Source organism: Nocardia carnea (assembly GCF_029869215.1).
GTDB lineage: Bacteria > Actinomycetota > Actinomycetes > Mycobacteriales > Mycobacteriaceae > Nocardia > Nocardia carnea_B.
In genome coordinates this window covers 1-21,428 of the sequence record NZ_JARWPM010000392.1, presented here as the reverse complement: position 1 = coordinate 21,428, position 21,428 = coordinate 1, and the positions used below count along the sequence as shown (strand labels likewise).

Here is a 21,428-nt window from a genome sequence, read left to right as displayed (position 1 = left end):
GGTGGGGGCGTCGGTCTGCTTGGGCGGGGGGGGGGGTGCGTGCGGGGGGGGGTGCGGGGGCTGCGGCCGGGGCCGCCGCCCCGCGACCAGGACGCGCCCTCCGGGCGTGTTCACCGGTGACCAGGTCCGATTCCGGTTTGTCCACAGGATGTGGTTGTCCACAGGGCAGCAGTTTCCGCAGGTCGCACTGCCTCGCCGCCGTACCGGCGGACTGATGCTGGGCGGGTGGCACACAACACGGCGCTCGGCGCACAAGGGGAGGAACTGGCGGCGCAGTATCTGCAGGCCGCCGGGATGGAGATCGTCTGCCGGAACTGGCGGTGCCGGTACGGCGAACTGGATCTGATCGTCCGGGACGGGCGCGTCACGGCATTCGTCGAGGTGAAAACCCGGTCGGGTGTCGGCTTCGGGAGCCCGGCCGAAGCGGTCACCTATGAGAAACAGCGGCGGATCCGCCGGCTGGCGCTGCTCTGGCTCACCGAACAGGACGGTCCGTGGCAGCGCATCCGCTTCGATGTGGTCTCGGTGCTGCTGTCGCGGACAGCCGAACCGGTGATCGAGCACCTCGAGGCGGTGTTCTGATGCCGCTCGGCCGGGCCTGCTCGATCGCGGTCCGCGGGATCGACGGACAGGTCGTGGAAATCGAGGCCGATATCGGGCAGGGCCTGCCCTCGGTGCACCTGGTGGGGCTCCCCGATACCTCCCTGCAGGAATCGCGGGACAGGGTGCGGGCGGCGGTGGCCAATACCGGCGAGAAATGGCCGGACGGCCGGGTGATCCTGGCGCTCTCACCCGCGACCCTTCCGAAAGTGGGGTCGGTGTACGACCTCGCCCTCGCCGTCGCCGTACTGGATGCGGCCGATATCGTGCCGTCGAGCCGGCTGGCCGGAACGGTGCTGCTCGGAGAACTGGCGCTCGACGGCCGGTTGCGGCGCGTGCGCGGCATTCTGCCCGCGGTGCTCGCGGCCCGCCGGGCGGGACGGAAAACCGCGGTGGTGCCCGAAGAGGCGTTGTCCGAGGCGGGGCTGGTCGCCGGAATCCGGGTGCTCGGGGCGCCGACCCTCCGCGCCGCCCTCGACTGGTTACGGGGTGAGCGAGAACTCGCCGAATCGGGGCCGCTCTCGCCGCGCCAGATTCCGCCGGTCGGAGATCTGCGCGATGTCGCGGGCCAGCACGAGGCCCGCTGGGCGCTGGAGGTGGCCGCGGCGGGCGGTCATCACCTGCTGCTGACGGGCTCGCCCGGTATCGGGAAGACGATGCTCGCGCAGCGGCTACCCGGTGTCCTGCCGCCGCTGTCGGACAACGAAGCGCTGGAGGTCACCGCCATCCATTCGGTCGCGGGCACCCTCTCGGACGAACAACCGCTGATCACCACACCCCCGTTCGTCGCGCCGCACCATTCGACCTCGGTCACCGCCATGGTCGGCGGTGGATCGGGCTCGGCGCGGCCGGGAGCGGTCAGCCGGGCCCACCGGGGCGTGCTCTTCCTCGACGAATGCGCCGAAATAGGTGCCAAGGTGCTCGAGGCGATGCGTACGCCGCTGGAAGAGGGAGAGGTCCGGATCGCCCGGCGCGACGGGGTCGCGCGGTTTCCGGCCCGGTTCCAGCTGATCTTGGCCGCCAATCCGTGCCCGTGCGCCCCTGCCCGCGATGTGGACTGCATCTGTGCGCCGCTGGCCCGGCGCCGATATCTGGGCAAGCTGTCGGGGCCCCTGATGGACCGCATCGATATCTGGTTGCAGATGCATCCGATGTCGGCCGCCGGGCTCGCGGCCGCGGAATCCGAGGACAGCGCGACGGTCCGCGCGCGGGTCACGGCCGCCCGCTCGGCAGCCGCGGCGCGCTGGCGCGAATTCGGCTGGCGGACCAATGGGGAGGTGCCCGGCCATATGCTGCGGCGGCAGTTTGTGCTACCCGGTGAGGCCACCGCGCCGGTCGAGGCGGCGCTGCGGCTGGGGCGGATATCGGCGCGGGGCGCCGATCGCGCGCTCCGGGTCGCCTGGACGATTTGTGATCTGCGGGGCGGTGACGTGCCCACGGCGCACGACGTCATGCAGGCGCTCAACTTCCGGCAGCGGGGCACCCAGTGACGCCGGGCGAGCCCGGAACACCGGCGCCGCAGGGGGTCGCCGATGATTCCGGCCGCCGACAGCTCGCCTGGGCCTATCTGTCCCGGGTGGTGCTCGGCCCGTGCCCGGCGCTCAGCGCGCTGATCGATTCGGTCGGCGTACTCGAGGCGGCGCGCGCGGTGCGGGAACGGGAACTGCCGCAGGTGCTGTACACGGCCACGGCGCAGCGCCGCACACAGGATCTGGCCGCCCGGGACCTGGAAACGATGGCGGCACTGGGTGGCCGGCTGATCACTCCCGACGATCCGGAGTGGCCGGCCTGGCGAATGCTCGGCTTGGCGCAGCTGCCGCCGGGACGGGATCCCGACAGCGCACTGCCACTGGTGTTCTGGGTACGGGGGAATCGCAGTCTGACCGAACTGACCGAACGATCGCTGGCGGTGGTCGGCGCCCGCTGCAGTACCGGATACGGCGACCGGGCTGCCGGTGCGCTGGCCGGAGAGCTCGCGGCCCGCGGCTGGACGGTGGTCTCGGGTGCGGCCTTCGGTATCGACGGGATGGCCCATCGGGCCGCCCTCGCGGTCGGCGGCGCCACCATCGCGGTCCTGGCCTGCGGCGTCGACCGGCCCTATCCGGCCCAGCACGACCGCCTCCTCGACCGCATCGCCGAGACCGGCCTGGTGATCAGCGAGTACCCACCGGGAACCGTAGCCCGCAAACACCACTTCCTGGCCCGGAACCGGCTCATCGCCGCCCTCTCCGACGGGGTGCTGGTCGTCGAAGCCGGGGTACGCAGCGGTGCCCGCAATACGGTGAAATGGGCGCGCCGGATGGGCCGCCCGGCCTTGGCGGTCCCCGGTTCGGTGGACTCCGCTGCGTCCGCGGGCTGCCATCGGATGATTCGCGACGGGGAAGCCACGCTGGTCAGCAGTGTGGAGGACATCCTGGCGGATGCCGCGCCGCTGCACCTGCCGGTAGCGGATACGGCATCACCCACGACGCACCAGCTCCCCGATGCACAGGCCGCCGTCTACGCCGCGCTGCCCGGTGTGGGCGGATGCTGGCCCCACGAGTTGTGCGCCGGAACCGGGCTGGATATCGCGGCGGTTCGTGCCGCCCTGGCCGCACTCGATCTGGCCGGGCTCGCCGGCAGCGGCGGGTCGGGGTGGTATCGACACCACAGTGGTCCCGAAAAGCCGGTCGGGGATGCTGCGAATGGCGGTACCGGCCCGGCGCCGGAGAAACCCGAGTGAGCCGGTAACGCGGAGCGCGTATACACAGCCGCAATCGGGTCAGCGGAACCCTGCCGGTCGGATCGGCGAACTGGTCAACAGGTTCCATTCCCGGAGATGCCACGGCCTGCTCGGTGGATCGCAGCGGTCGAACCGCCGATCTACCAGGAACCGGCAGTATGCCGATCCGCGACGCCGACTAGTACCGCTGCGGCATCTCCGCCCGCCGCCGCACATGCGCTGTTCATCGGCTGCGCGATTGTGGGATCGCTTCGAACCTGCGGCATTGCGTCGGATTCTCGGTGCGCGGCACCATGTCTGCGAACGGCGATGGAGACGGTGTGGCTGGGCCGTGGGCGAAGTCCAAGGGTGCGGTCGGTGCGGATATGGGCGCCGTGACGTGTGGGGTGGGTGCTCCGAGACGAGTCCGGATACCGGCGCTGTGGCGGCGCGTGGGCTTGCGCGGTACGGACCCGCGGGCGACGGTTGGGGGGTGGAACTGCCCGAGGACCTGGAAGCGCTACTGACCGAATACGGCAGATATCTGGAGCTCGGCCGGAATCGGTCGGCGCACACCGTACGTGCCTATCTCGGGGATACTCGGTCACTGCTGCGGCATCTGGTCGGGCAGACCGCCGATGCCTCGCTGCGTGAACTGGATCTGACCACCTTGCGTTCGTGGCTGGCCGTGCATGCCCAACAAGGCGCTGCCCGCACCAGTATGGCCCGGCGTGCCTCCGCTGCCCGGGCATTCACCGCCTGGCTCACCCATACCGGCCGGCTCGAACGCGACCCGGGTCTGCGCTTGGCGGCGCCCAAAGCGCATCGCAGCCTGCCCGCGGTACTGGGGCAGGAACAGGCGGGGCGGATCATGTCGGCAGTGGAATCCGGTGCGGCGCAGCATGACCCGATGGCCTTACGAGACAGGCTGATCGTCGAATTGCTCTACGCCACGGGTATCCGGGTCGGTGAACTGTGCGGACTCGATATCGACGATGTGGACCGCGAACGCCGGGTCGTGCGGGTACTCGGCAAGGGCCGTAAGGAACGTTCGGTGCCCTTCGGCCTGCCCGCCGACGACGCGGTACACCGATGGCTGCACCACGGCCGGCCCTTGCTGGCCACCCCGGAATCGGGCCGTGCCCTGCTTCTCGGCCGGCGCGGCCGGCGCCTCGACCAGCGGCAGGCCCGGTCTGTGGTGCACGCCGCGGTAGCCGCGGTCCCGGGTACGGCGGATATGGGCCCGCACGGTCTCCGGCATACGGCGGCCACCCATCTTCTCGAAGGCGGTGCCGACCTACGGGTGGTGCAGGAGCTTCTGGGTCACGCCAGCCTCGCCACCACCCAGCTCTACACGCACGTGTCCATCGACCGCCTCCGCAGGGCCCACGACCAGGCCCATCCCCGGGCGTAACGCCGAGCACGGGATCCCTGCGCCGACCGATACCGACACGAACCATCCGGCGAGCGCAACACCATATGATCCCGTCCGCCCGTCTACCGGCGGTCGGCGCTGTATTTGGGTGCCGAACGGCGAGAGCAGTCATGGTCGTGGACCGCTGTGTCGTCTGCGTGCTCGGGTTCACGGCAGCATGGCTGAAGATTCCCGGCCTACGCCGGGCGTTGCGGCGCTCACAGTGCGATTTCGGAGGCAGGCCAGGCTCAGGGGAACAGCGGGCCCTCCAAGGAAGCGGGGACCCTCAACTCGTCGGCATCGGGAAATCGGTCTCCGCGCCGGCCTAGGGCACGCCCGGGAAACAGGGGTCTCGAGCGAGCGTCGCCGCGGGACATCGGTTCGAGGAATGCCGGATATGCCGGGTGAGTGGATGCCTGGAGTGGCAGGCCCGCCCGGCCTCGGTAACGGGTGGCCGATGACGGCGCCCATCGGCCGGGCGGTCGGCGTGCTGCCTTGTCTGTCCCTCGCAGCGAACGAAGACCTCCGGCGATGTGGAGTCGATACCGGCGGGGAGGCAGCCGGCTATACGCTGGCCTACGGAGCCATCCGGCTGTGGTCGAACGAGGGAGCGGGAGGCGAGCGTGCGAACCACGACCTGCGCAGATGTCCTATGAGCCCGTTGCGGGGTGGAGTCCGCGAATCGGGCGGTGGTGAGGTCGCCGAACCCGGTCCCGCGCCGATCGACTACCGGTTCACCTTGGCCAACGAACGGACCTTCCTGGCATGGATCCGCACGTCGCTCGGCCTGCTCGCGGGTGGGGTCGCGGTACACACCGTAGTTGTGGAGCACTGGAAAACCGATTTCCGGGCAGCGCTGGCGGTGAGTTGCCTGGTGTTGTCGCTGCTGGTGGCGGTGGGTGCGTACCTGCACTGGCGGCGGATCCGGGTTGCCATGGACGAGGGCCGGCCACTCCCCGGAACGGTGCTCGTGCCGATACTTTCCGCCGGAACCGCATTCGTGGCCGTGCTGGCCTGCGTGGCCATCCTGCTGCACTGAGCTGGGGAGATCATGCCCGATCCCACCGAGATCCGATTGGCCGCGGAACGCACCGCCCTGTCGTGGCGGCGCACGTGCCTGGGCACGGTGGCCGTCGCGCTTCTGCTGCTTCGGGCGGTTCTGGAAGCAGGCTGGGATACCGCCGCGCTGGTCCCCGGTCTCGCCGGCCTGGTGCTCCTGGCCGTCGCGGCGCTGGGGTACCGGCGGAATCTCTGCTTGCACCGAGGTGGGCGCACTCCCGGAGCGAGGACCGTGCTGGGGACAGCCTTGGCGGTGGTGTTCGCCGTGGTGATCACCACCATATTCACTGTGTTCACGCCGGGCGCCGGATAGCGGACCGGTCAACGGCCGTGGTCGCGCCGGGGTGCGCTCACCGCGCTCGGACCGGTTTCAGCCTGATCGGGGCGAGATCGAGCAGGCCGAGCGGGTCCAGATATTCACGTTTCGCCCGGCCCGAACCTTCGCGGCGGACGCCCCAGTGCAGGCAGGTCGCCGCGCAGCCCGCATGTCCCGCGACCAGCACACCGATCCGCGTACCCCGGGCGACCCTGCTACCTACGGTGACCTCCGCTTCCACTGGTTCATAGGTTGATCGCAAGTCCCCGTCGTGCCTGATGGACACCACCGGTTTACCGGCGACGTCACCGGCGAAGATCACTGCGCCGGGGCCCGCGGCGTACACCGGCTGTCCTGGTGTTCCGGTGAGATCGACACCGCGATGCCCGGGCAGCCAATCCTGCTCGGGCGGATCGAAATGCCGTTCGACCGCCGGCCGCGGCCGCAGCGGCCAACCGAACGGCGTATCCGGCGTGGCCCCGGCGGTACCGGGCTGGACCATCACGGCCAGCACCAGCAATCCCATGAGCGACCGGGCCGGGGGGGGGGGGGGGGGGCGCCCCCCCCCCCCCCCCCCCCCCCCCCCCCCCGCCGCCCTTACTGCCTGTCACGCGGGCACGGGCAGAGCGGTGGCCCCAGCAGCGGCGCCAGCCGGATCAGCGCGCGCAGCACCTCCCCGATGAGCGGGACGACAGCGGACGCCGATCCGAGAGCCGCCGCCGATCCGGCGGCCGAGCCGGCCGCGGGCCTCGAACGCGGACCCGATTCCGCGGGTGGGCTCGTTGCCGACCCCGAAGGTGACTTCGCCGCCGGAGCAGCCCCGCGCGGCGGGTGATGGGCAGAACCCGAACCGGTTCGCGCCGCCGGTGCCGGCAGGTCGGGCGGGGGAGCCGTCACCGTCCCGCCGGCCGGATCACCGCCTGCCGGGAGCAGTAACCGCGGCAGGATGCCGCCGGTGGTATCCGAGGGGTTCCGGGCGGCGGAGAAAACTCCGGTGCGTGCCTGCGCGACCCCGGATCGGTCACCGGAATGAGCCGTGGCAGTACTCCCCGGGCCCAGTGGAAAGGCGACGATCACTGTCGTGAGGGCGGCCCCGATCAGCGCACCGGAACGCCGGCGCGGCCTCGGCATATGCCGCCGGTGCCGCGGGGCGACCGAGCCCACGATCTTTCGCCGGGAATCCGGCGGTTGCCGGAGCGCATCTGCCCCCGCGTGCGTCGGCCGGGTCGGGGCCACGCTGCACCTTCGCGAATGTGTGCTCCAACGTCCGCGTCTGTCGTACGTGCCGGGCGGCAGGGCGGCCGAGTTCGCGTGCTCGGCGCAGGCCTGAGTCACCGGCAATCGTGCCGTTCGTGGGCCTGTTCGCGGGTCGGCCAACGGCGCCGGATCGTGCCGTGACCAGTGATCGGTCCGCAGCTCCGGATGCCCAGCGGTGCCCCGGGCCCGGTCTTCGGGTGCGGTTCGGCGGATCGGGTTGCGGACCGCCGAGCGGCGGGCCCGGCGGCCGGGCGCGAACGGGGCCGTGGTGGGCGACGGCAGATCCGTGCTGCCGGGCCGCACCGCGGGGTAGCGCGTCGTGCGCCCCGGGATCGGATGTTGCGACCCGGACGCGCCGAGCGCGAGATACGGCTCGGTGTGCCGCGCGGTACGGCCGGAACCGTGCGCCATCCGACGGTCGTATCGCCGCGCGCGCCGCTCGAGAGCACCGGGACCGGCGGCGGCCTGCTCGGGACAATCGGGCCCCGCCCGCCGCGAGTCCTGGCCGCCGGCAGACCATGCACCCGCTCCGGCCGGTCGGTGAACGCCCGCCCGATGCGAGGTTTCGGCGCGCCAGCCGTGGCCGACGATCCGCGGGCCGCTGCCGGGCCGCATTGCCGGGTTGCGCGCACCGGGCCGGTAGCGCGTGCCGGACCGGCACGGAATCCGGTGGTGCTCGTCGCGTCCGGCGGAATTGTGCGCTCCGGATGCCGGGGATCTTCGCGGCCACGGTGCCGGGAGCTGTGCGTGGTGTTTCGCCCGTGGCGCCGGTGCCCGGGTTTTTCGGGCGATATGCGGCCAGCAGCGCGGTGCGGGCGGTAGCGCGGCCGGGCCACGGTGGCCGGTATCCGTGCCGGTAATCAGGTCGTCAGCGGTCATATTCCCAGCCTGCCCGCGACGGATGTCGTCCGGAACCCGCAATTCCGGCACCTGTGGATAACTCGCCTGCTGTGAACAAAACGCATTTCGAACGACCCGCCGCGGCCACCACCACCAAGTCCGCGCGACCGGCCGATTTCCGATTCCCGCAGCCCACGCCGTAAACTGGCCGAGCGGTCTATGTTCGCAGGTAACTGCGTGGCACCGACCGACTTCGCGCACCACCGTGCTTGTTCATCACGGCGCTGCCCGCCACGCGCTCCTCGCGGAGCCACCGCCGGCGGCGCGATTCCGGAACAGGGGACGTCTCGGCTGGTCCTGATCGACGATCGGGTCCGAACGTTTTGTGGTGCCAGGGCAGCAGGCCGCCGGCTTGCTGCGACAACCGGCAACGAAAGAGAGTACGAGAGCCATGGCTGTCGTAACCATGAAGCAGCTGCTCGACAGCGGCGCGCATTTCGGGCACCAGACCCGTCGCTGGAACCCGAAGATGAAGCGGTTCATCTTCACCGACCGCAACGGTATCTACATCATCGATCTGCAGCAGACGCTGACCTACATCGACAAGGCCTACGAATTCGTCAAGGAGACCGTCGCCCACGGCGGTACCGTCCTGTTCGTCGGCACCAAGAAGCAGGCCCAGGAGTCCATCGCGGCCGAGGCCACCCGGGTCGGTATGCCGTATGTGAACCAGCGCTGGCTGGGTGGCATGCTCACCAACTTCTCCACCGTGCACAAGCGCCTGCAGCGCCTCAAGGAACTCGAGGCCATGGAGCAGACCGGTGGTTTCGAGGGTCGCACCAAGAAGGAAATCCTCATGCTCACGCGTGAGATGAACAAACTGGACCGCACCCTCGGCGGTATCCGGGATATGCAGAAGGTGCCCTCGGCCATTTGGGTCGTCGACACCAACAAGGAGCACATCGCCGTCGGCGAGGCTCGCAAGCTGAACATCCCGGTCATCGCGATCCTGGACACCAACTGCGATCCCGATCTGGTCGATTACCCGATCCCGGGTAACGACGACGCGATCCGTTCCGCCGCCCTGCTCACCAAGGTCGTCGCCTCCGCGGTGGCCGAGGGCGTGCAGGCCCGGGCCGGCCGCTCCGGCGGCGACGACAAGCCCGAGGCCGGCGCCGAGCCGCTGCCCGAGTGGGAGCAGGAACTGCTGGCGCAGGCCGCGCCCGGTGCCGAGGCCCCGGCCGAGGCGCCCGCCGAGACTCCGGCCGAGGCCTGAGTCGTAACCCCGTGTTCGGCCGCCGCTCACCGGCCACTGCCATGGTGAGCGCCGCCGAACCCGAATTTCCCACAGCGGTGGTCGCGGCATACGAGTCGTGACCACCGCTGACCGGTACCTGACTTTCTCGAAGGAGGCTCGCCCCCGATGGCGAACTACACCGCCGCTGACGTGAAGCGGCTGCGGGAGCTCACCGGCTCCGGAATGATGGACTGCAAGAACGCGCTGGCCGAAACCGACGGCGATTTCGACAAGGCCGTGGAGCTGCTGCGCATCAAGGGCGCCAAGGATGTCGGCAAGCGGGCCGAGCGCACCACCGCCGAGGGTCTGGTCATCGCCAAGGACGGCGTGATGGTCGAGATCAACTCCGAAACCGACTTCGTCGCCAAGAACGCGGAGTTCCAGGAGCTGGCCGACAAGATCGTCGCCGCCGCCGCGGCCGCCAAACCGGCCGATGTGGACGCGCTCAAGGCCGTGGCTCTCGACGGTTCGACCGTCGACGAGGCGCTGCAGGCGCTGGCCGCCAAGATCGGCGAGAAACTGGAACTGCGCCGCGTCGTCTCCCTGGACGGCCCGGTTGCCACCTACCTGCACAAGCGGGCGTCGGATCTGCCGCCGGCCGTCGGTGTGCTGGTCGAGTACACCGGTTCCGGCGATGCCGCCGCCGAGGCCGCCCGCGGTGCCGCCATGCAGATCGCCGCACTCAAGGCCAAGTACGTCACCCGTGACGAGGTGCCCGCGGATATCGTCGAGAACGAGCGCCGGATCGCGGAGCAGACCGCCCGCGAAGAAGGTAAGCCCGAGGCCGCGCTGCCCAAGATCACCGAGGGCCGCGTGAACGGTTTCTTCAAGGATGTCGTGCTGCTCGAGCAGCCGTCGGTCACCGATAACAAGAAGACCGTGAAGGCGCTGCTGGACGAGGCCGGGGTCACTGTCACCCGGTTCGCCCGCTTCGAGGTCGGCCAGGCCTGACCCGTTCCCGTAAACCCCCGTCGCAGGCGCTGCGGCGGGGGTTTCGTGCTGAAGGGGTGTTTTCCGACGTCGGCCGCCCCCTCGTACCGCCGCCGTGGGGGAGTAGGGCAGGATAGAGGCCGCCTTGTGTTGGCCCTGCCAGGTAGCCGCGTGCCGCGCCCGGGCCAGTCGGAAGCGGGCGGTACCGAAGAAGTCCCGGCCCGCACCATGAGCACGACCCACCGAGCACCGCCGATCGCCGAAGGAGACGCCAGCCGATGATGGAACCCGGGACCGACCGCCCAGGATATCGCCGGGTACTGCTGAAGCTGGGTGGTGAGATGTTCGGCGGCGGTACCGTGGGGCTGGATCCCGATGTGGTGCAAACCGTGGCGGAGCAGATCGCCGAGGTCGTGGCCACCGGGGTACAGGTCGCGGTGGTGATCGGCGGCGGAAACTTCTTCCGCGGCGCCGAACTCGAGGAACGCGGAATGGAGCGTGCGCGTTCGGACTACATGGGCATGCTCGGCACTGTCATGAACAGCCTTGCGCTACAGGACTTCCTGCAGAAGCAGGGGATCGACACCCGCGTGCAGACCGCGATCACCATGGGGCAGGTGGCCGAACCGTACCTGCCGTTGCGTGCCAAGCGGCATCTGGAGAAGGGTCGCGTCGTGATCTTCGGCGCCGGGATGGGCATGCCGTACTTCTCGACCGATACCACGGCCGCCCAGCGTGCCCTGGAAATCGGTGCGGATGTGGTGCTGATGGCCAAAGCGGTGGACGGGGTGTTCGACGCCGATCCGCGGCTGAACCCGAACGCCAGCATGTTCCAGGAGATCACACACAAGGAAGCGATCGAACGCGATCTGAAGGTCGCCGATGCGACGGCGTTCAGTTTGTGCATGGACAACCAGATGCCGATCCTGGTGTTCAATTTGTTGACCAAGGGCAATATCGCCCGGGCGGTGGCCGGTGAGAAGATCGGCACATTGGTTCGATCCTGATACCGCGGGCCCGCGGGTCATGACGATGACGACGCAGTGGAGGAACGGTCGTGATTGAAGAAGCGCTCTTCGACGCCGAGGAGAAGATGGAAAAGGCTATCTCGGTGGCGAAGGACGATCTCGGCAGCATCCGGACCGGGCGTGCCAACCCGGGGATGTTCGCCCGGGTCGTGGTGGACTATTACGGCTCGCCGACCCCGATCACCCAGATGTCGAGTATCACCGTGCCGGAACCGCGGATGGTGGTGGTCAAACCGTACGAGCAGGCGCAGCTGGGGCCGATCGAGACCGCGATCCGTAATTCGGATCTGGGGGTCAACCCGACGAACAACGGTGACATCCTGCGGATCACCATCCCGCAGCTCACCGAGGAGCGCCGCCGCGAACTGGTCAAACAGGCCAAGCAGAAGGGCGAGGACGCCAAGGTTTCGATCCGCAACGTCCGCCGTAAGGCGATGGAAGAGCTGGGCCGGATCCAGAAGGACGGTGAGGCCGGCGAGGACGAGGTCGGGCGGGCCGAGAAGGAACTGGACAAGACCACGGCCCGTTACGTCGGCCAGGTCGACGAACTGGTGAAGCACAAGGAATCCGAACTACTCGAGGTCTGACCGGTCTCGGGGTGGTACCCCCCGCCGAGGCGGTGGGGTAGGTTGCGCTCTCGCATCGGGTGCGGTGCGAGTGCAGGGTCCGTGAGTGGCACGAGCGGTGGGTGCCGGGCGGAATCCGGTGTCGTGCCGACGCCGGGAGGGCGCACACCCCCGGGCCACCGGCCCGGGGATTGACGCACAATGAGAACAGCGGAGCAACGCCCGCTTCGGGTGGGAACGAACGGAACGACGACGAGTTGAGCGACGGGACAATCGTGGCCGAGAAAGCCGCCGCGACCGGTGCGGCCCGACCGCAGCCGCCGGCCGAGGGCATATCCGAACCGACATCGGCAGCCGCCGGTGCGCCCACCGGCGACCCATCGACCGGTACCTCCGCGGAGGCGGTGTCGCCCGGTACGCCTGCGGGCGGTGCGGCCGCCGGTCCACACGGGAATTCCGCACCGGACGATATCGCTGCGGCGGCCGTGCCGCCGGGCGCCGCCGGGAAGGCCGTACCGCCGGCTGCCCCCGCGGGTGCTGGATCGGCCGGGGTCCCCACGGGTGCTGCGCCGTCGAGATCGCCCGCGGATGTGGCGGCGACCGGTGCGCCCGCCGATCCGGCACCACGGAAGTCGCGCGCCGGCCGGAACCTCCCGGCGGCGCTCGCGGTGGGCCTGACCCTCGGGGTCTCGCTCATCGCGATCCTGTTGTTCATCCCCAAGGTGTTCATCGGCGTGGCCGGTGTGGCCGTCGGTATCGCCACCTGGGAGGTGGCCAAACGGCTGCGGGAAGCGGATGTGCTGGTTCCCCGCACCCCGCTGATCCTCGGTGGTCAGGCGGTGTTCTGGCTGGGCTGGCCGTTCGGGCCGGGCGGGGTGGCCGGATCGTTCGCGGCGACCGCGCTGGCCTGTATGGTCTGGCGGCTGTTCGACCACGGCCTGCACACCGCCCCCCGCAACTTCCTGCGCGATACCGCGATCACGGTGTTCACATTGGCCTGGATTCCGCTGCTGGCCTCGTTCGCGGTTCTGCTGTTGCTGGAGGATCCGGACGGCAATCTGCGGGTGCTCACCTTCATGATCCTGGTGGTGTGCTCCGATGTGGGCGGCTACGTGGCCGGTGTTCTCTTCGGCCGCCACCCCATGGTGCCCTCGATCAGCCCCAAGAAATCCTGGGAGGGTTTCTGCGGGTCGCTGGTGTTCGCGATCATCGGCGGCCTGCTCACCGTGACCCTGTTGCTGGAAGCGAACTCCATGATCGGGGTGGTGCTCGGTGTGGGTCTGGTGGTGATCGCGACCCTGGGCGATCTGATCGAATCGCAGATCAAACGCGAGCTGGGCATCAAGGATATGGGCACCATGCTGCCCGGCCACGGAGGCATCATGGACCGGCTCGATTCCATGCTGCCGTCGGCCTTCGTCTCCTGGCTGGTGCTCAGCACTCTGGTCTGAGCGGCGCCGCCCGGCTTACTTCTTGTGCACCGCGCGGCGCAGCTGCATGATGCGGACACCGCCGACCAGGGCCATCACCAGCGCTCCGGCGATCACCGAGAGCAGGATGGTCACGCCCAGCGGCAGCGAGAAGTTCCAGAAGAGCAGCTCGACGTTGGCGTCCTCGGAATTCTGGATGATGAATATCAGCAGGATGATGCCGAGGATCGCGGCCACGATCAGCGCGATCCAGGTGATTCCGACCCGCGATTTGCCCACGTCCTTGCGCTTGCGGCCCGGTGGAGCGGTTTTCCGGCCGGTGGGAGGGGGTGCCGGTTTACCGCCGGCGGGTTCGCCCGGCTGCCCGATCGGTGGCTGCGTGCCGGGCACCGGCCCGGTCTCCGGGATTCGATCATCAGGGGTCGCCATACGTCGATGATTGCCGACAGCTATCGCCGGCGCACGGATTTCCGGTCAGTCCGTCGGTCGTGCCGCCTGCACCGGTGGCTTGTCGCTGGTCACATCGGGCCGGATGCCACACTGGTAGGACTATGACCGCCCCCTTGCCCCTGGTTTTCGACGCACCCCGCCGCGGGATGCCGCCCCGCCACCTCGCCGACCTCGATGCCGAGGGGCGTCGCGCCGCCATGGCGGAACTCGGCCTGCCCAAGTTCCGGGCCGATCAGATAGCCCGCCAGTACTACGGCCGGCTACAGGCCGACCCCGCCGCCATGACCGATCTCCCCGCCGCGGTGCGCGACACCATCGCCGAGGCGCTCTTCCCGCCACTGCTCACCCCGGTCCGGCATATCGCCTGCGATGCCGGGGAGACCCGTAAGACGCTGTGGCGGGCCGGCGACGGAACGCTGCTGGAAAGCGTGCTCATGCGCTATCCCGACCGCGCCACTCTGTGCATCTCCAGCCAGGCCGGGTGCGGGATGGCCTGCCCGTTCTGCGCCACCGGCCAGGGCGGCCTGAACCGCAACCTGTCCACCGCCGAGATCGTCGACCAGGTTCGCGCCGCCGCCGCCGACCTTCGCGACGGCGTGGTTCCGGGTGGGGAAGGCCGCCTGTCGAACATCGTGTTCATGGGGATGGGGGAGCCGCTGGCCAACTACAAGCGGGTGGTGAACGCGGTCCGCCGGATCACCTCGCCCGCCCCCGACGGCCTGGGAATCTCGCAGCGCAATGTGGTGGTGTCCACGGTCGGGCTGGCCCCGGCGATCCGCAAACTCGCCGACGAGGACCTCTCGGTGACGCTGGCCGTCTCCCTGCACACCCCCGACGACGAACTCCGCGACACACTGGTCCCGGTGAACAACCGCTGGCCGGTCGCCGAGGTCCTCGACGCCGCCCGCTACTACGCCGATAAATCCGGCCGCCGCGTATCCATCGAATACGCCCTGATCCGCGATATCAACGACCAGCCGTGGCGGGCGGATATGCTGGGCGCGAAACTGCACAAGGCCCTCGGCTCCCGCGTGCACGTGAACGTCATCCCGCTCAATCCCACCCCGGGCAGCAAATGGGACGCCAGCCCGAAACCGGTCGAACGGGAATTCGTCCGCCGGGTCGAGGCCCAGGGCGTGCCGTGCACGGTCCGCGATACCCGCGGCCAGGAGATCGCCGCCGCCTGCGGCCAGCTCGCCGCCGAGGGCTGATCGCACAGAGGAGCAAGGTATGGCCGACCGGGTGGTCGTCGTGGTCGGTGCGGGAATCGTGGGCCTGGCGGTGGCCAGGGAGATCGGGCTCCGGCGTCCGGGGGACCGGATTGTGGTGCTGGAGAAGGAAGATCGTGTGGCGGTGCACCAGACGGGACACAACTCCGGGGTCGTGCACGCCGGGATCTATTACCAGCCGGGGAGTTTGAAGGCCGTCCTGTGCGCCCGGGGGCGGGCGATGCTGCGCGACTACTGCCGCGAGCGGGATCTGCCGTACGAGGAGTGCGGGAAGCTCGTGATCGCCGTGGACGACGACGAGACAGGTCGCCTGGCGGACTTGGAGAAACGGGCAGCGCAGAATGCGGTGCCGGGGCTGCGGCGGGTGGATTCGGCGGGTATCCGCGATATCGAACCGCACGCCGAAGGAATCGCGGCGGTGTATTCGCCGCATACCGCGATCACGGATTTCGTCCGCGTGGCCGAGGCGTTCGCGGCGGATCTGGCGGCCATGGGCGGTGCGGTGCGTACGTCGTGTCCGGTCGATCGGATCACCCGGACCGCATCCGGTGTCGAAATCGGTACGGGCGACGAGGTGTTGCGTGCGGACCAGGTGGTGCTCTGTGCCGGATTGCACGCCGATATCGTTGCGGGGCTCGCCGGAGCCGAACCCGGCCCGCGCATAGTTCCTTTCCGCGGTGAATACATGGATGTGGTGGCGCAGAAGAGGGAATTGGTACGCGGTCTGGTGTACCCGGTTCCGGATCCCCGGTATCCCTTTCTGGGTGTGCATTTCACGCGGCGGGTCTCGGGCGCCGTGGAGGTGGGGCCGAACGCGGTCCTGGCCTTCGCGCGGGAAGGTTACCGCCGTAGCCTGTTCGTACCGCGGGATATGGCGAAAACACTGGGATGGCCCGGCTTCCGGCGGATGGCCCGGCAGCATTGGCGCACCGGGCTCGCGGAAATGTACGGCTCGGTATCGATCCGTGCGTACATGCATAAGGCACAGCGCTACATTCCCGAGATCGGTGCAGCGGATGTGGTGCGCGGGGGAGCGGGCGTCCGTGCCCAGGCCCTCGACGCCGACGGCTCACTCGTCGACGATTTCCGGATCGACCGGCTGGGCCCGATCACCGCCGTCCGCAACGCACCCTCACCCGCGGCAACTTCCTCGCTCGCGATCGCCGAATACATCGTCGATGTGATCGAAGACAAGGCCCCGGCCGCGCTGAGCCCCCATCGATGAACGAGCGTTCCCCTCAATCGGACTTCACTGCTCCTCGACGAGGTAACGCAAGTAGTGCTGAGGCCGGGCGAGGAACTCGCGGGTTATCGTGACGGGTGAGGCCTGGTCGAATTCGACGGAGTCGATGGTTCCGCCCTCGTCGATCTGGTAAATGGTCGCGCCCGGTACGGCGAGCAGGATCGGGGAGTGGGTCGCCACCACGAACTGACATCCCTCGGATACCAGCTCGGCGATCCGGGCGAGCGCGGTCATACAGCCGCGCGGGGACAACGCGGCTTCCGGCTCGTCCATGAGGTAAAGGCCGCCGGGAAAGAAGCGATGCCGCATCAGATCGACGAACGATTCCCCGTGTGACCGGGTGTGCGGTGAGCCGCCGAGCGCCGCGAGCTGCGATGGTCCGAGGCGTTCGCTTTCGGTGGCCACGTTGTAGAAGGATTCGGCGCGCAGGAAGAATCGGCTGCGGGGTTTGTGGACGCCCCAGCGCAGGACCAGGTGCCCACCGAGCTCGGACTCGGTGGCCCGAGTGGCGAACCGGTAGTTCTGGCTGCCGCCTTCGGGATTGAGACCGGCGGCCACCGCGATCGCCTCGAGCAAGGTCGATTTGCCGCTGCCGTTCTCGCCGACCAGGAATGTCACGCCCGGAGGTAACGAGAGGCCCCCGGACCGGGTCAGGTATCGCACTGCGGGCAGATCGTACGGATAGCCGGTTGTACCGGCAGTGGAGCCGAGCCGTACGGCCTGGAGATAGTGCCCGGCCCCGGGTGCGCGCCGCATGCGGCGATGCTAACCGAGCCCGGAGAGCGGCTCGGCGGTCAAGGGAAGAGGTTGATCGGGTTGACGATATCGGCGGCGAGAGTGAGCAGCATGTACGCGCCGCCGATCACGACCGCTACGTAGGTGAGCGGCAGCAGCTTGAGGTAGTCGACGGGGGCGCCGGGGGCCAGGCCCTTCCAGCCGCGGAAGGTGTTGCGGATCTTCTCGTACAGCACAACCGCGATATGGCCGCCGTCGAGGGGGAGCAGCGGGAGGATATTGAAGGCGCCGAGGAAGAAGTTCAGGCTCGCCAGGACGAGGATGAACATATTCCAGTAGCCGCGTTCGGCGGTTTCGCCGCCGATTTTGCTGGCGCCGTACACGCTCACCGGAGTATCGGCGTCGCGTTCGCCGCCGGTCACCGCGTCCCAGAGCGAGGCGACCTTCGCCGGCATCTGGGCCAGCGATTGGAAGGTGCGGATGAACATATCGCCGGTGAACGCGGCCGACGCGGGAATCGCGCCGAGAATGTCGTACTGAACGGGTTCGTAGAATTCCTGGCCGACCCCGACCACGCCGACCTCGCGGCCCGGACCGCCCTCGCTCGGGTAGCGCATCGCCTGTTCCGGGACGACCTCGATAGTCAGGGTCCGGCCGTCGCGTTCGACGGTGTAGGTGAACGGCCCGTCCTGCTGCTGGGTGAGGGTCTGGAATTCTTTCCAGGTATCGACCGGTTCACCGTCGACCGCGGTCACCACATCGCCGCGCTGCAATCCGGCGCGCTGGGCGGGGCCCTCTCCGGTGCAGGTGCCGACAGTGCCGTCGGGGTTCTGCGGCGCGACACAGGTCATCGCGCCGAGGGTGGTTTCCGGGGGCTGATTCAGGTTCGGCAGCCCCCACCCGACCGCCAGCACCACGATCAGCAGGAATCCGAGCAGGAAGTTCATCGCGATCCCGCCGGACATGACGACCAGGCGTTTCCAGGTGGCCTGCCGGTACATCGCCCGGTCGACTTCCTCGGGTTCGAGTTCGTCGAGCGCGGTCATCCCGGCGATATCGCAGAAACCACCGAGCGGGAGCCATTTGACCCCGTATTCGGTTTCCCCGCGCCGGAAGGAGAACATTTTCGGGCCGAAACCGATGTAGTACCGGCGCACCTTCATACCGGTGGCCTGCGCGGTCCACATATGCCCGCATTCGTGCAATGCGATCGAAATCGTGATGCCGAGGGCGAACAGCACGAACCCCAACACGAACAGCATGTGGTTTACAGCCCTCCTGCGATGTGCAGATCGTTTCTCCCGGCCCGCACGGAGACCGGAGCGGCCGCGAGCACGTATCCACAGTAACCGCCCGCGCGGCGGGCCTCGACTATCCGGGACACGGATTACCGGGCGACCAGGGTGCGGGCGCGGTCACGTGCCCATTCGTCGGCGGCGAGGACTTCGGCGAGCTCGCGGGGTTCGGCGCGCCATTGATCCGCGTCGTGGACCGCCTGCGCCACCGTCCGCACGATCTCCGGGAACCGGATCCGCCCGTCGAGAAAGGCCTGCACCGCGACCTCGTTCGCCGCGTTGTACACCGCGGTGACGCAGCCGCCGGCCTCCCCGGCCGCCCGGGCGAGTTGCACCGCCGGGAACACCGTGTCGTCGACGGGTTCGAAGGTCCAGGTGGCGGCTGCCCGGAAATCGCACGGCGTGGCGGCGCCGGGAACCCGGTCGGGCCAGCCCAGGGCCAATGCGATGGGCAGTTTCATATCCGGCGGGCTCGCCTGGGCCAGCGTGGACCCGTCGGTGAAGGTCACCATGGAATGCACGATCGACTGCGGATGCACGGTGACCTCGATCCGGTCGTAGGGGATTCCGAACAGCAGATGCGTTTCGATGAGCTCGAGGCCCTTGTTCACCAGGGAGGCCGAGTTGAGCGTGTTCATCGGACCCATGGACCAGGTGGGGTGGGTTTTCGCCTCGGCGGGGTTGACCCCGTCCAGCATTTCGGTGGTCCAGCCCCGGAACGGCCCGCCGGACGCCGTCAGGATCAGCGTGTCGACCTCCTCGGCCCGCCCGCCGCGCAGGCATTGCGCGAGCGCCGAATGCTCCGAATCGACGGGGACGAGTTGTCCCGGCCGGGCCGCCCGCGTCACCAGCGAACCGCCGGCCACCAGAGACTCCTTGTTCGCCAGCGCCAGTGTGGCGCCCGATTCCAGGGCGGCCAGGGTCGGCTCCAGGCCGAGCGAACCGACGAGCGCGTTGAGCACCACATCCGCTTCGGTACTGCGCACCAGTTCGGTCGCCGCCGCCGGGCCCGCGAACGGTACCCCGAGTCCGGCCGCGGCCGCCGGATCGGCCACCGCGACGTTGGTGGTGCCGGTGGCGGCCATCTGCGCCGCCAGCAGGTCGGTGTTCCCGCCGCCCGCGGCCAATCCGACGATCTCGAATCGGTCGGGATTGGCGGCGATCACCTCCAGTGCCTGGGTGCCGATGGAACCGGTGCTGCCGAGCAGGAGAACTCTGCGGAGATCTGACACCCGCCCATTGTCACCGACCGCGACCCTACTGGCTACGACGGGCGGTCGTATGCCACGATATCGGGCAGTATCCGTTCTCTCGAGGAGGAGCGATCGTGGCCGCCACGGACGTCGAACCCGCCACTGACCAGCATGTCACCAAGGTGGACCCCGCGGAGGTGCCGTCGGCGGCCTGGGGTTGGAGCGGCGAATCGCGCACCACCTTCCGGGTGGCCGCGGTGGTGGTGATCATCGCGCTGCTCGGCATGCTGATCGGCAACCATTCCGGCCAGGTCGAGAACCTGTACCTGATCGGTTTCGCGGCCACGCTCGCCGGAATTCTCGTCTACGACGTCATCTATCGCCGTAAACCGCGCTGACCTGCACTTTCGCCATCTGAGCCGACCGTGCTGGGCATCGCCGGGGTTACACCCGGGTGACGTCCCGGTGCCGGTCGCCGGTGTAGTCCATGTCTCGGCGGCGCCCCGCCGCGGCGGGACTACACTCGGCACCGACCGGCCGGACCAGGACGAAAGTAGGCAGCCGAAAGTGACCAGCACAGTCGGATTGGGGATGCCGACCGCACCGGCGGCGGTGCTCGCGCCGCGGCGCAAAACCCGTCAGCTGATGGTGGGTGGTGTCGGTGTGGGCAGCGACCACCCGATCTCCGTGCAGTCGATGACGACGACCAAAACGCACGATGTGAACGCGACGCTGCAGCAGATCGCCGAACTCACGGCGTCGGGCTGCGATATCGTGCGCGTGGCCTGCCCGCGGCAGGAAGATGCCGACGCGCTGCCCATCATCGCGAAGAAATCCCAGATCCCCGTGATCGCCGATATCCATTTCCAGCCGCGCTATATCTTCGCCGCGATCGACGCGGGCTGTGCGGCGGTACGGGTGAACCCGGGCAACATCAAGGAGTTCGACGGGCGCGTCAAGGAGGTCGCCAAGGCGGCCGGGGACGCGGGTATCCCGATCCGGATCGGGGTGAACGCCGGCTCCCTCGACAAGCGGATGATGGACAAGTACGGCAAGGCCACCCCGGAAGCGCTGGTGGAGTCGGCGCTGTGGGAGGCGAGCCTGTTCGAAGAGCACGGGTTCGGCGATATCAAGATCTCGGTCAAGCACAACGACCCGGTCGTGATGGTCGAGGCGTACCGGCAGCTCGCCGCGCAGTGCGACTATCCGCTGCATCTCGGGGTCACCGAGGCCGGTCCCGCTTTCCAGGGCACCGTGAAATCCGCCGTCGCGTTCGGCGCCCTGCTGAGCGAAGGGATCGGCGATACGATCCGGGTCTCGTTGTCGGCGCCGCCGGCCGAGGAGGTCAAGGTCGGCGGGCAGATCCTGCAGTCGCTGAACCTGCGGCCCCGCAAACTGGAGATCGTGTCCTGCCCGTCGTGCGGGCGCGCGCAGGTCGATGTGTACACGCTGGCCAACGAGGTCACCGCCGGTCTCGACGGGCTGGAGGTGCCGCTGCGGGTCGCGGTCATGGGTTGTGTGGTCAACGGCCCGGGCGAGGCCCGCGAAGCCGACCTGGGTGTCGCCTCGGGGAACGGTAAGGGACAGATCTTCGTCAAGGGTGAGGTCATCAAGACCGTGCCCGAGGCGCAGATCGTGGAAACCCTGATCGAGGAAGCCATGCGGATCGCCGAGGAGATGGGTGCGGACGCCGGAACCGGTGAACCGGTCGTCAGCGTCGGCTGACCGGCCGGTGGCAGCGGCACGCGGGCACCCCGAGCCCCCGCCCGGTGAGGATGGCCGGCCGCGCCCGCCGGCCCCTTAGGGAATTACGGATAGCCGTGGCGCGGGTGATGGGCGGCGGTT

At 69.0% G+C, this 21,428-nt stretch carries 21 protein-coding genes; 16 read left to right on the top strand and 5 right to left on the bottom strand.

The window, feature by feature from the left end:
* Positions 1-225 precede the first annotated feature (225 nt).
* From QH276_RS28435 to QH276_RS28410, 6 genes are all read left to right on the top strand, one after another.
* A complete protein-coding gene (locus tag QH276_RS28435; RefSeq protein WP_280399296.1) occupies positions 226-582 on the top strand; it encodes a YraN family protein in 357 nt (118 codons plus the stop codon).
* A complete protein-coding gene (locus QH276_RS28430; RefSeq protein WP_280399295.1) occupies positions 582-2,090 on the top strand; it encodes a YifB family Mg chelatase-like AAA ATPase in 1,509 nt (502 codons plus the stop codon). The genes QH276_RS28435 and QH276_RS28430 overlap by 1 nt, the downstream gene beginning before the upstream one ends.
* Positions 2,087-3,322 carry a DNA-processing protein DprA gene (gene dprA, locus QH276_RS28425; protein ID WP_280399294.1) on the top strand — a complete coding sequence of 412 codons (1,236 nt, stop codon included), beginning with the start codon at positions 2,087-2,089 and terminating at the stop codon, positions 3,320-3,322. Before QH276_RS28430 ends, dprA begins: the two co-directional genes overlap by 4 nt.
* Positions 3,323-3,800: 478 nt before the next feature.
* Positions 3,801-4,715, top strand: a complete 915-nt coding sequence (locus tag QH276_RS28420) for a tyrosine-type recombinase/integrase (protein WP_280399299.1) — start codon at positions 3,801-3,803, stop codon at positions 4,713-4,715.
* 652 nt (positions 4,716-5,367) lie between these two features.
* A complete protein-coding gene (locus QH276_RS28415) occupies positions 5,368-5,754 on the top strand; it encodes a YidH family protein (protein ID WP_432278640.1) in 387 nt (128 codons plus the stop codon).
* Positions 5,755-5,766: 12 nt separating this feature from the next.
* The gene (locus QH276_RS28410; protein WP_280399292.1) at positions 5,767-6,087 is read left to right on the top strand and encodes a DUF202 domain-containing protein; all 321 of its coding nucleotides are present in this window, start codon (positions 5,767-5,769) and stop codon (positions 6,085-6,087) included.
* A gap of 37 nt (positions 6,088-6,124) precedes the next feature.
* Here QH276_RS28410 and QH276_RS28405 read toward each other — a convergent pair whose 3' ends face one another.
* Complete coding sequence (locus QH276_RS28405) at positions 6,125-6,616, bottom strand: M23 family metallopeptidase (RefSeq protein ID WP_432278639.1); 492 nt, start codon at positions 6,614-6,616, stop codon at positions 6,125-6,127.
* Between the two features lie 153 nt (positions 6,617-6,769).
* On the opposite strand from QH276_RS28405, the gene QH276_RS28400 reads away from it, so the two are divergent.
* The 6 genes from QH276_RS28400 to QH276_RS28375 all read left to right on the top strand — a co-directional run bounded on the left by QH276_RS28400 (position 6,770) and on the right by QH276_RS28375 (position 13,459).
* Positions 6,770-6,925, top strand: a complete 156-nt coding sequence (locus tag QH276_RS28400) for a hypothetical protein (protein WP_280399291.1) — start codon at positions 6,770-6,772, stop codon at positions 6,923-6,925.
* Positions 6,926-8,638: 1,713 nt separating this feature from the next.
* Positions 8,639-9,463 (top strand): 30S ribosomal protein S2, encoded by an 825-nt coding sequence (gene rpsB, locus QH276_RS28395; protein WP_280399290.1) that lies wholly within the window; start codon positions 8,639-8,641, stop codon positions 9,461-9,463.
* Positions 9,464-9,610: 147 nt separating this feature from the next.
* A complete protein-coding gene (gene tsf / locus QH276_RS28390) occupies positions 9,611-10,435 on the top strand; it encodes a translation elongation factor Ts (RefSeq protein ID WP_280399289.1) in 825 nt (274 codons plus the stop codon).
* A 257-nt stretch (positions 10,436-10,692) separates the two neighbouring features.
* The gene (gene pyrH, locus QH276_RS28385) at positions 10,693-11,421 is read left to right on the top strand and encodes a UMP kinase (RefSeq protein ID WP_280399288.1); all 729 of its coding nucleotides are present in this window, start codon (positions 10,693-10,695) and stop codon (positions 11,419-11,421) included.
* 50 nt (positions 11,422-11,471) lie between these two features.
* A complete protein-coding gene (frr, locus tag QH276_RS28380) occupies positions 11,472-12,029 on the top strand; it encodes a ribosome recycling factor (protein WP_280399287.1) in 558 nt (185 codons plus the stop codon).
* Between the two features lie 569 nt (positions 12,030-12,598).
* Positions 12,599-13,459, top strand: coding sequence for a phosphatidate cytidylyltransferase (locus tag QH276_RS28375; RefSeq protein ID WP_280399297.1), 861 nt, complete (start codon positions 12,599-12,601; stop codon positions 13,457-13,459).
* 15 nt (positions 13,460-13,474) lie between these two features.
* On the opposite strand, the gene QH276_RS28370 is transcribed toward QH276_RS28375, so the two are convergent.
* The gene (locus QH276_RS28370; protein ID WP_280399286.1) at positions 13,475-13,867 is read right to left on the bottom strand and encodes a LapA family protein; all 393 of its coding nucleotides are present in this window, start codon (positions 13,865-13,867) and stop codon (positions 13,475-13,477) included.
* A gap of 122 nt (positions 13,868-13,989) precedes the next feature.
* Here QH276_RS28370 and rlmN point away from each other — a divergent pair, with 122 nt between their 5' ends.
* Both rlmN and lhgO read left to right on the top strand, forming a co-directional pair.
* On the top strand, positions 13,990-15,099 hold the full coding sequence (gene rlmN, locus QH276_RS28365; RefSeq protein ID WP_280399285.1) for a 23S rRNA (adenine(2503)-C(2))-methyltransferase RlmN: 1,110 nt from the start codon (positions 13,990-13,992) through the stop codon (positions 15,097-15,099).
* 19 nt (positions 15,100-15,118) lie between these two features.
* Positions 15,119-16,342 carry an L-2-hydroxyglutarate oxidase gene (gene lhgO / locus QH276_RS28360; protein ID WP_280399284.1) on the top strand — a complete coding sequence of 408 codons (1,224 nt, stop codon included), beginning with the start codon at positions 15,119-15,121 and terminating at the stop codon, positions 16,340-16,342.
* 24 nt (positions 16,343-16,366) lie between these two features.
* Here lhgO and QH276_RS28355 read toward each other — a convergent pair whose 3' ends face one another.
* From QH276_RS28355 to dxr, 3 genes are all read right to left on the bottom strand, one after another.
* Positions 16,367-17,116: an AAA family ATPase gene (locus tag QH276_RS28355; RefSeq protein ID WP_280399283.1), complete on the bottom strand. Its 750-nt coding sequence runs from the start codon at positions 17,114-17,116 to the stop codon at positions 16,367-16,369.
* Positions 17,117-17,154: 38 nt separating this feature from the next.
* A complete protein-coding gene (locus QH276_RS28350) occupies positions 17,155-18,357 on the bottom strand; it encodes a M50 family metallopeptidase (protein ID WP_280399282.1) in 1,203 nt (400 codons plus the stop codon).
* A gap of 125 nt (positions 18,358-18,482) precedes the next feature.
* Entirely contained in the window at positions 18,483-19,622 is a 1,140-nt protein-coding gene (dxr, locus tag QH276_RS28345) for a 1-deoxy-D-xylulose-5-phosphate reductoisomerase (protein ID WP_280399281.1), read from the bottom strand.
* A 95-nt stretch (positions 19,623-19,717) separates the two neighbouring features.
* Here dxr and QH276_RS28340 point away from each other — a divergent pair, with 95 nt between their 5' ends.
* Together QH276_RS28340 and ispG are read left to right on the top strand one after the other, a co-directional pair.
* Complete coding sequence (locus QH276_RS28340) at positions 19,718-19,981, top strand: DUF2631 domain-containing protein (RefSeq protein WP_280399280.1); 264 nt, start codon at positions 19,718-19,720, stop codon at positions 19,979-19,981.
* A 169-nt stretch (positions 19,982-20,150) separates the two neighbouring features.
* The gene (ispG, locus tag QH276_RS28335; protein WP_280399279.1) at positions 20,151-21,308 is read left to right on the top strand and encodes a flavodoxin-dependent (E)-4-hydroxy-3-methylbut-2-enyl-diphosphate synthase; all 1,158 of its coding nucleotides are present in this window, start codon (positions 20,151-20,153) and stop codon (positions 21,306-21,308) included.
* Positions 21,309-21,428 lie beyond the last annotated feature (120 nt).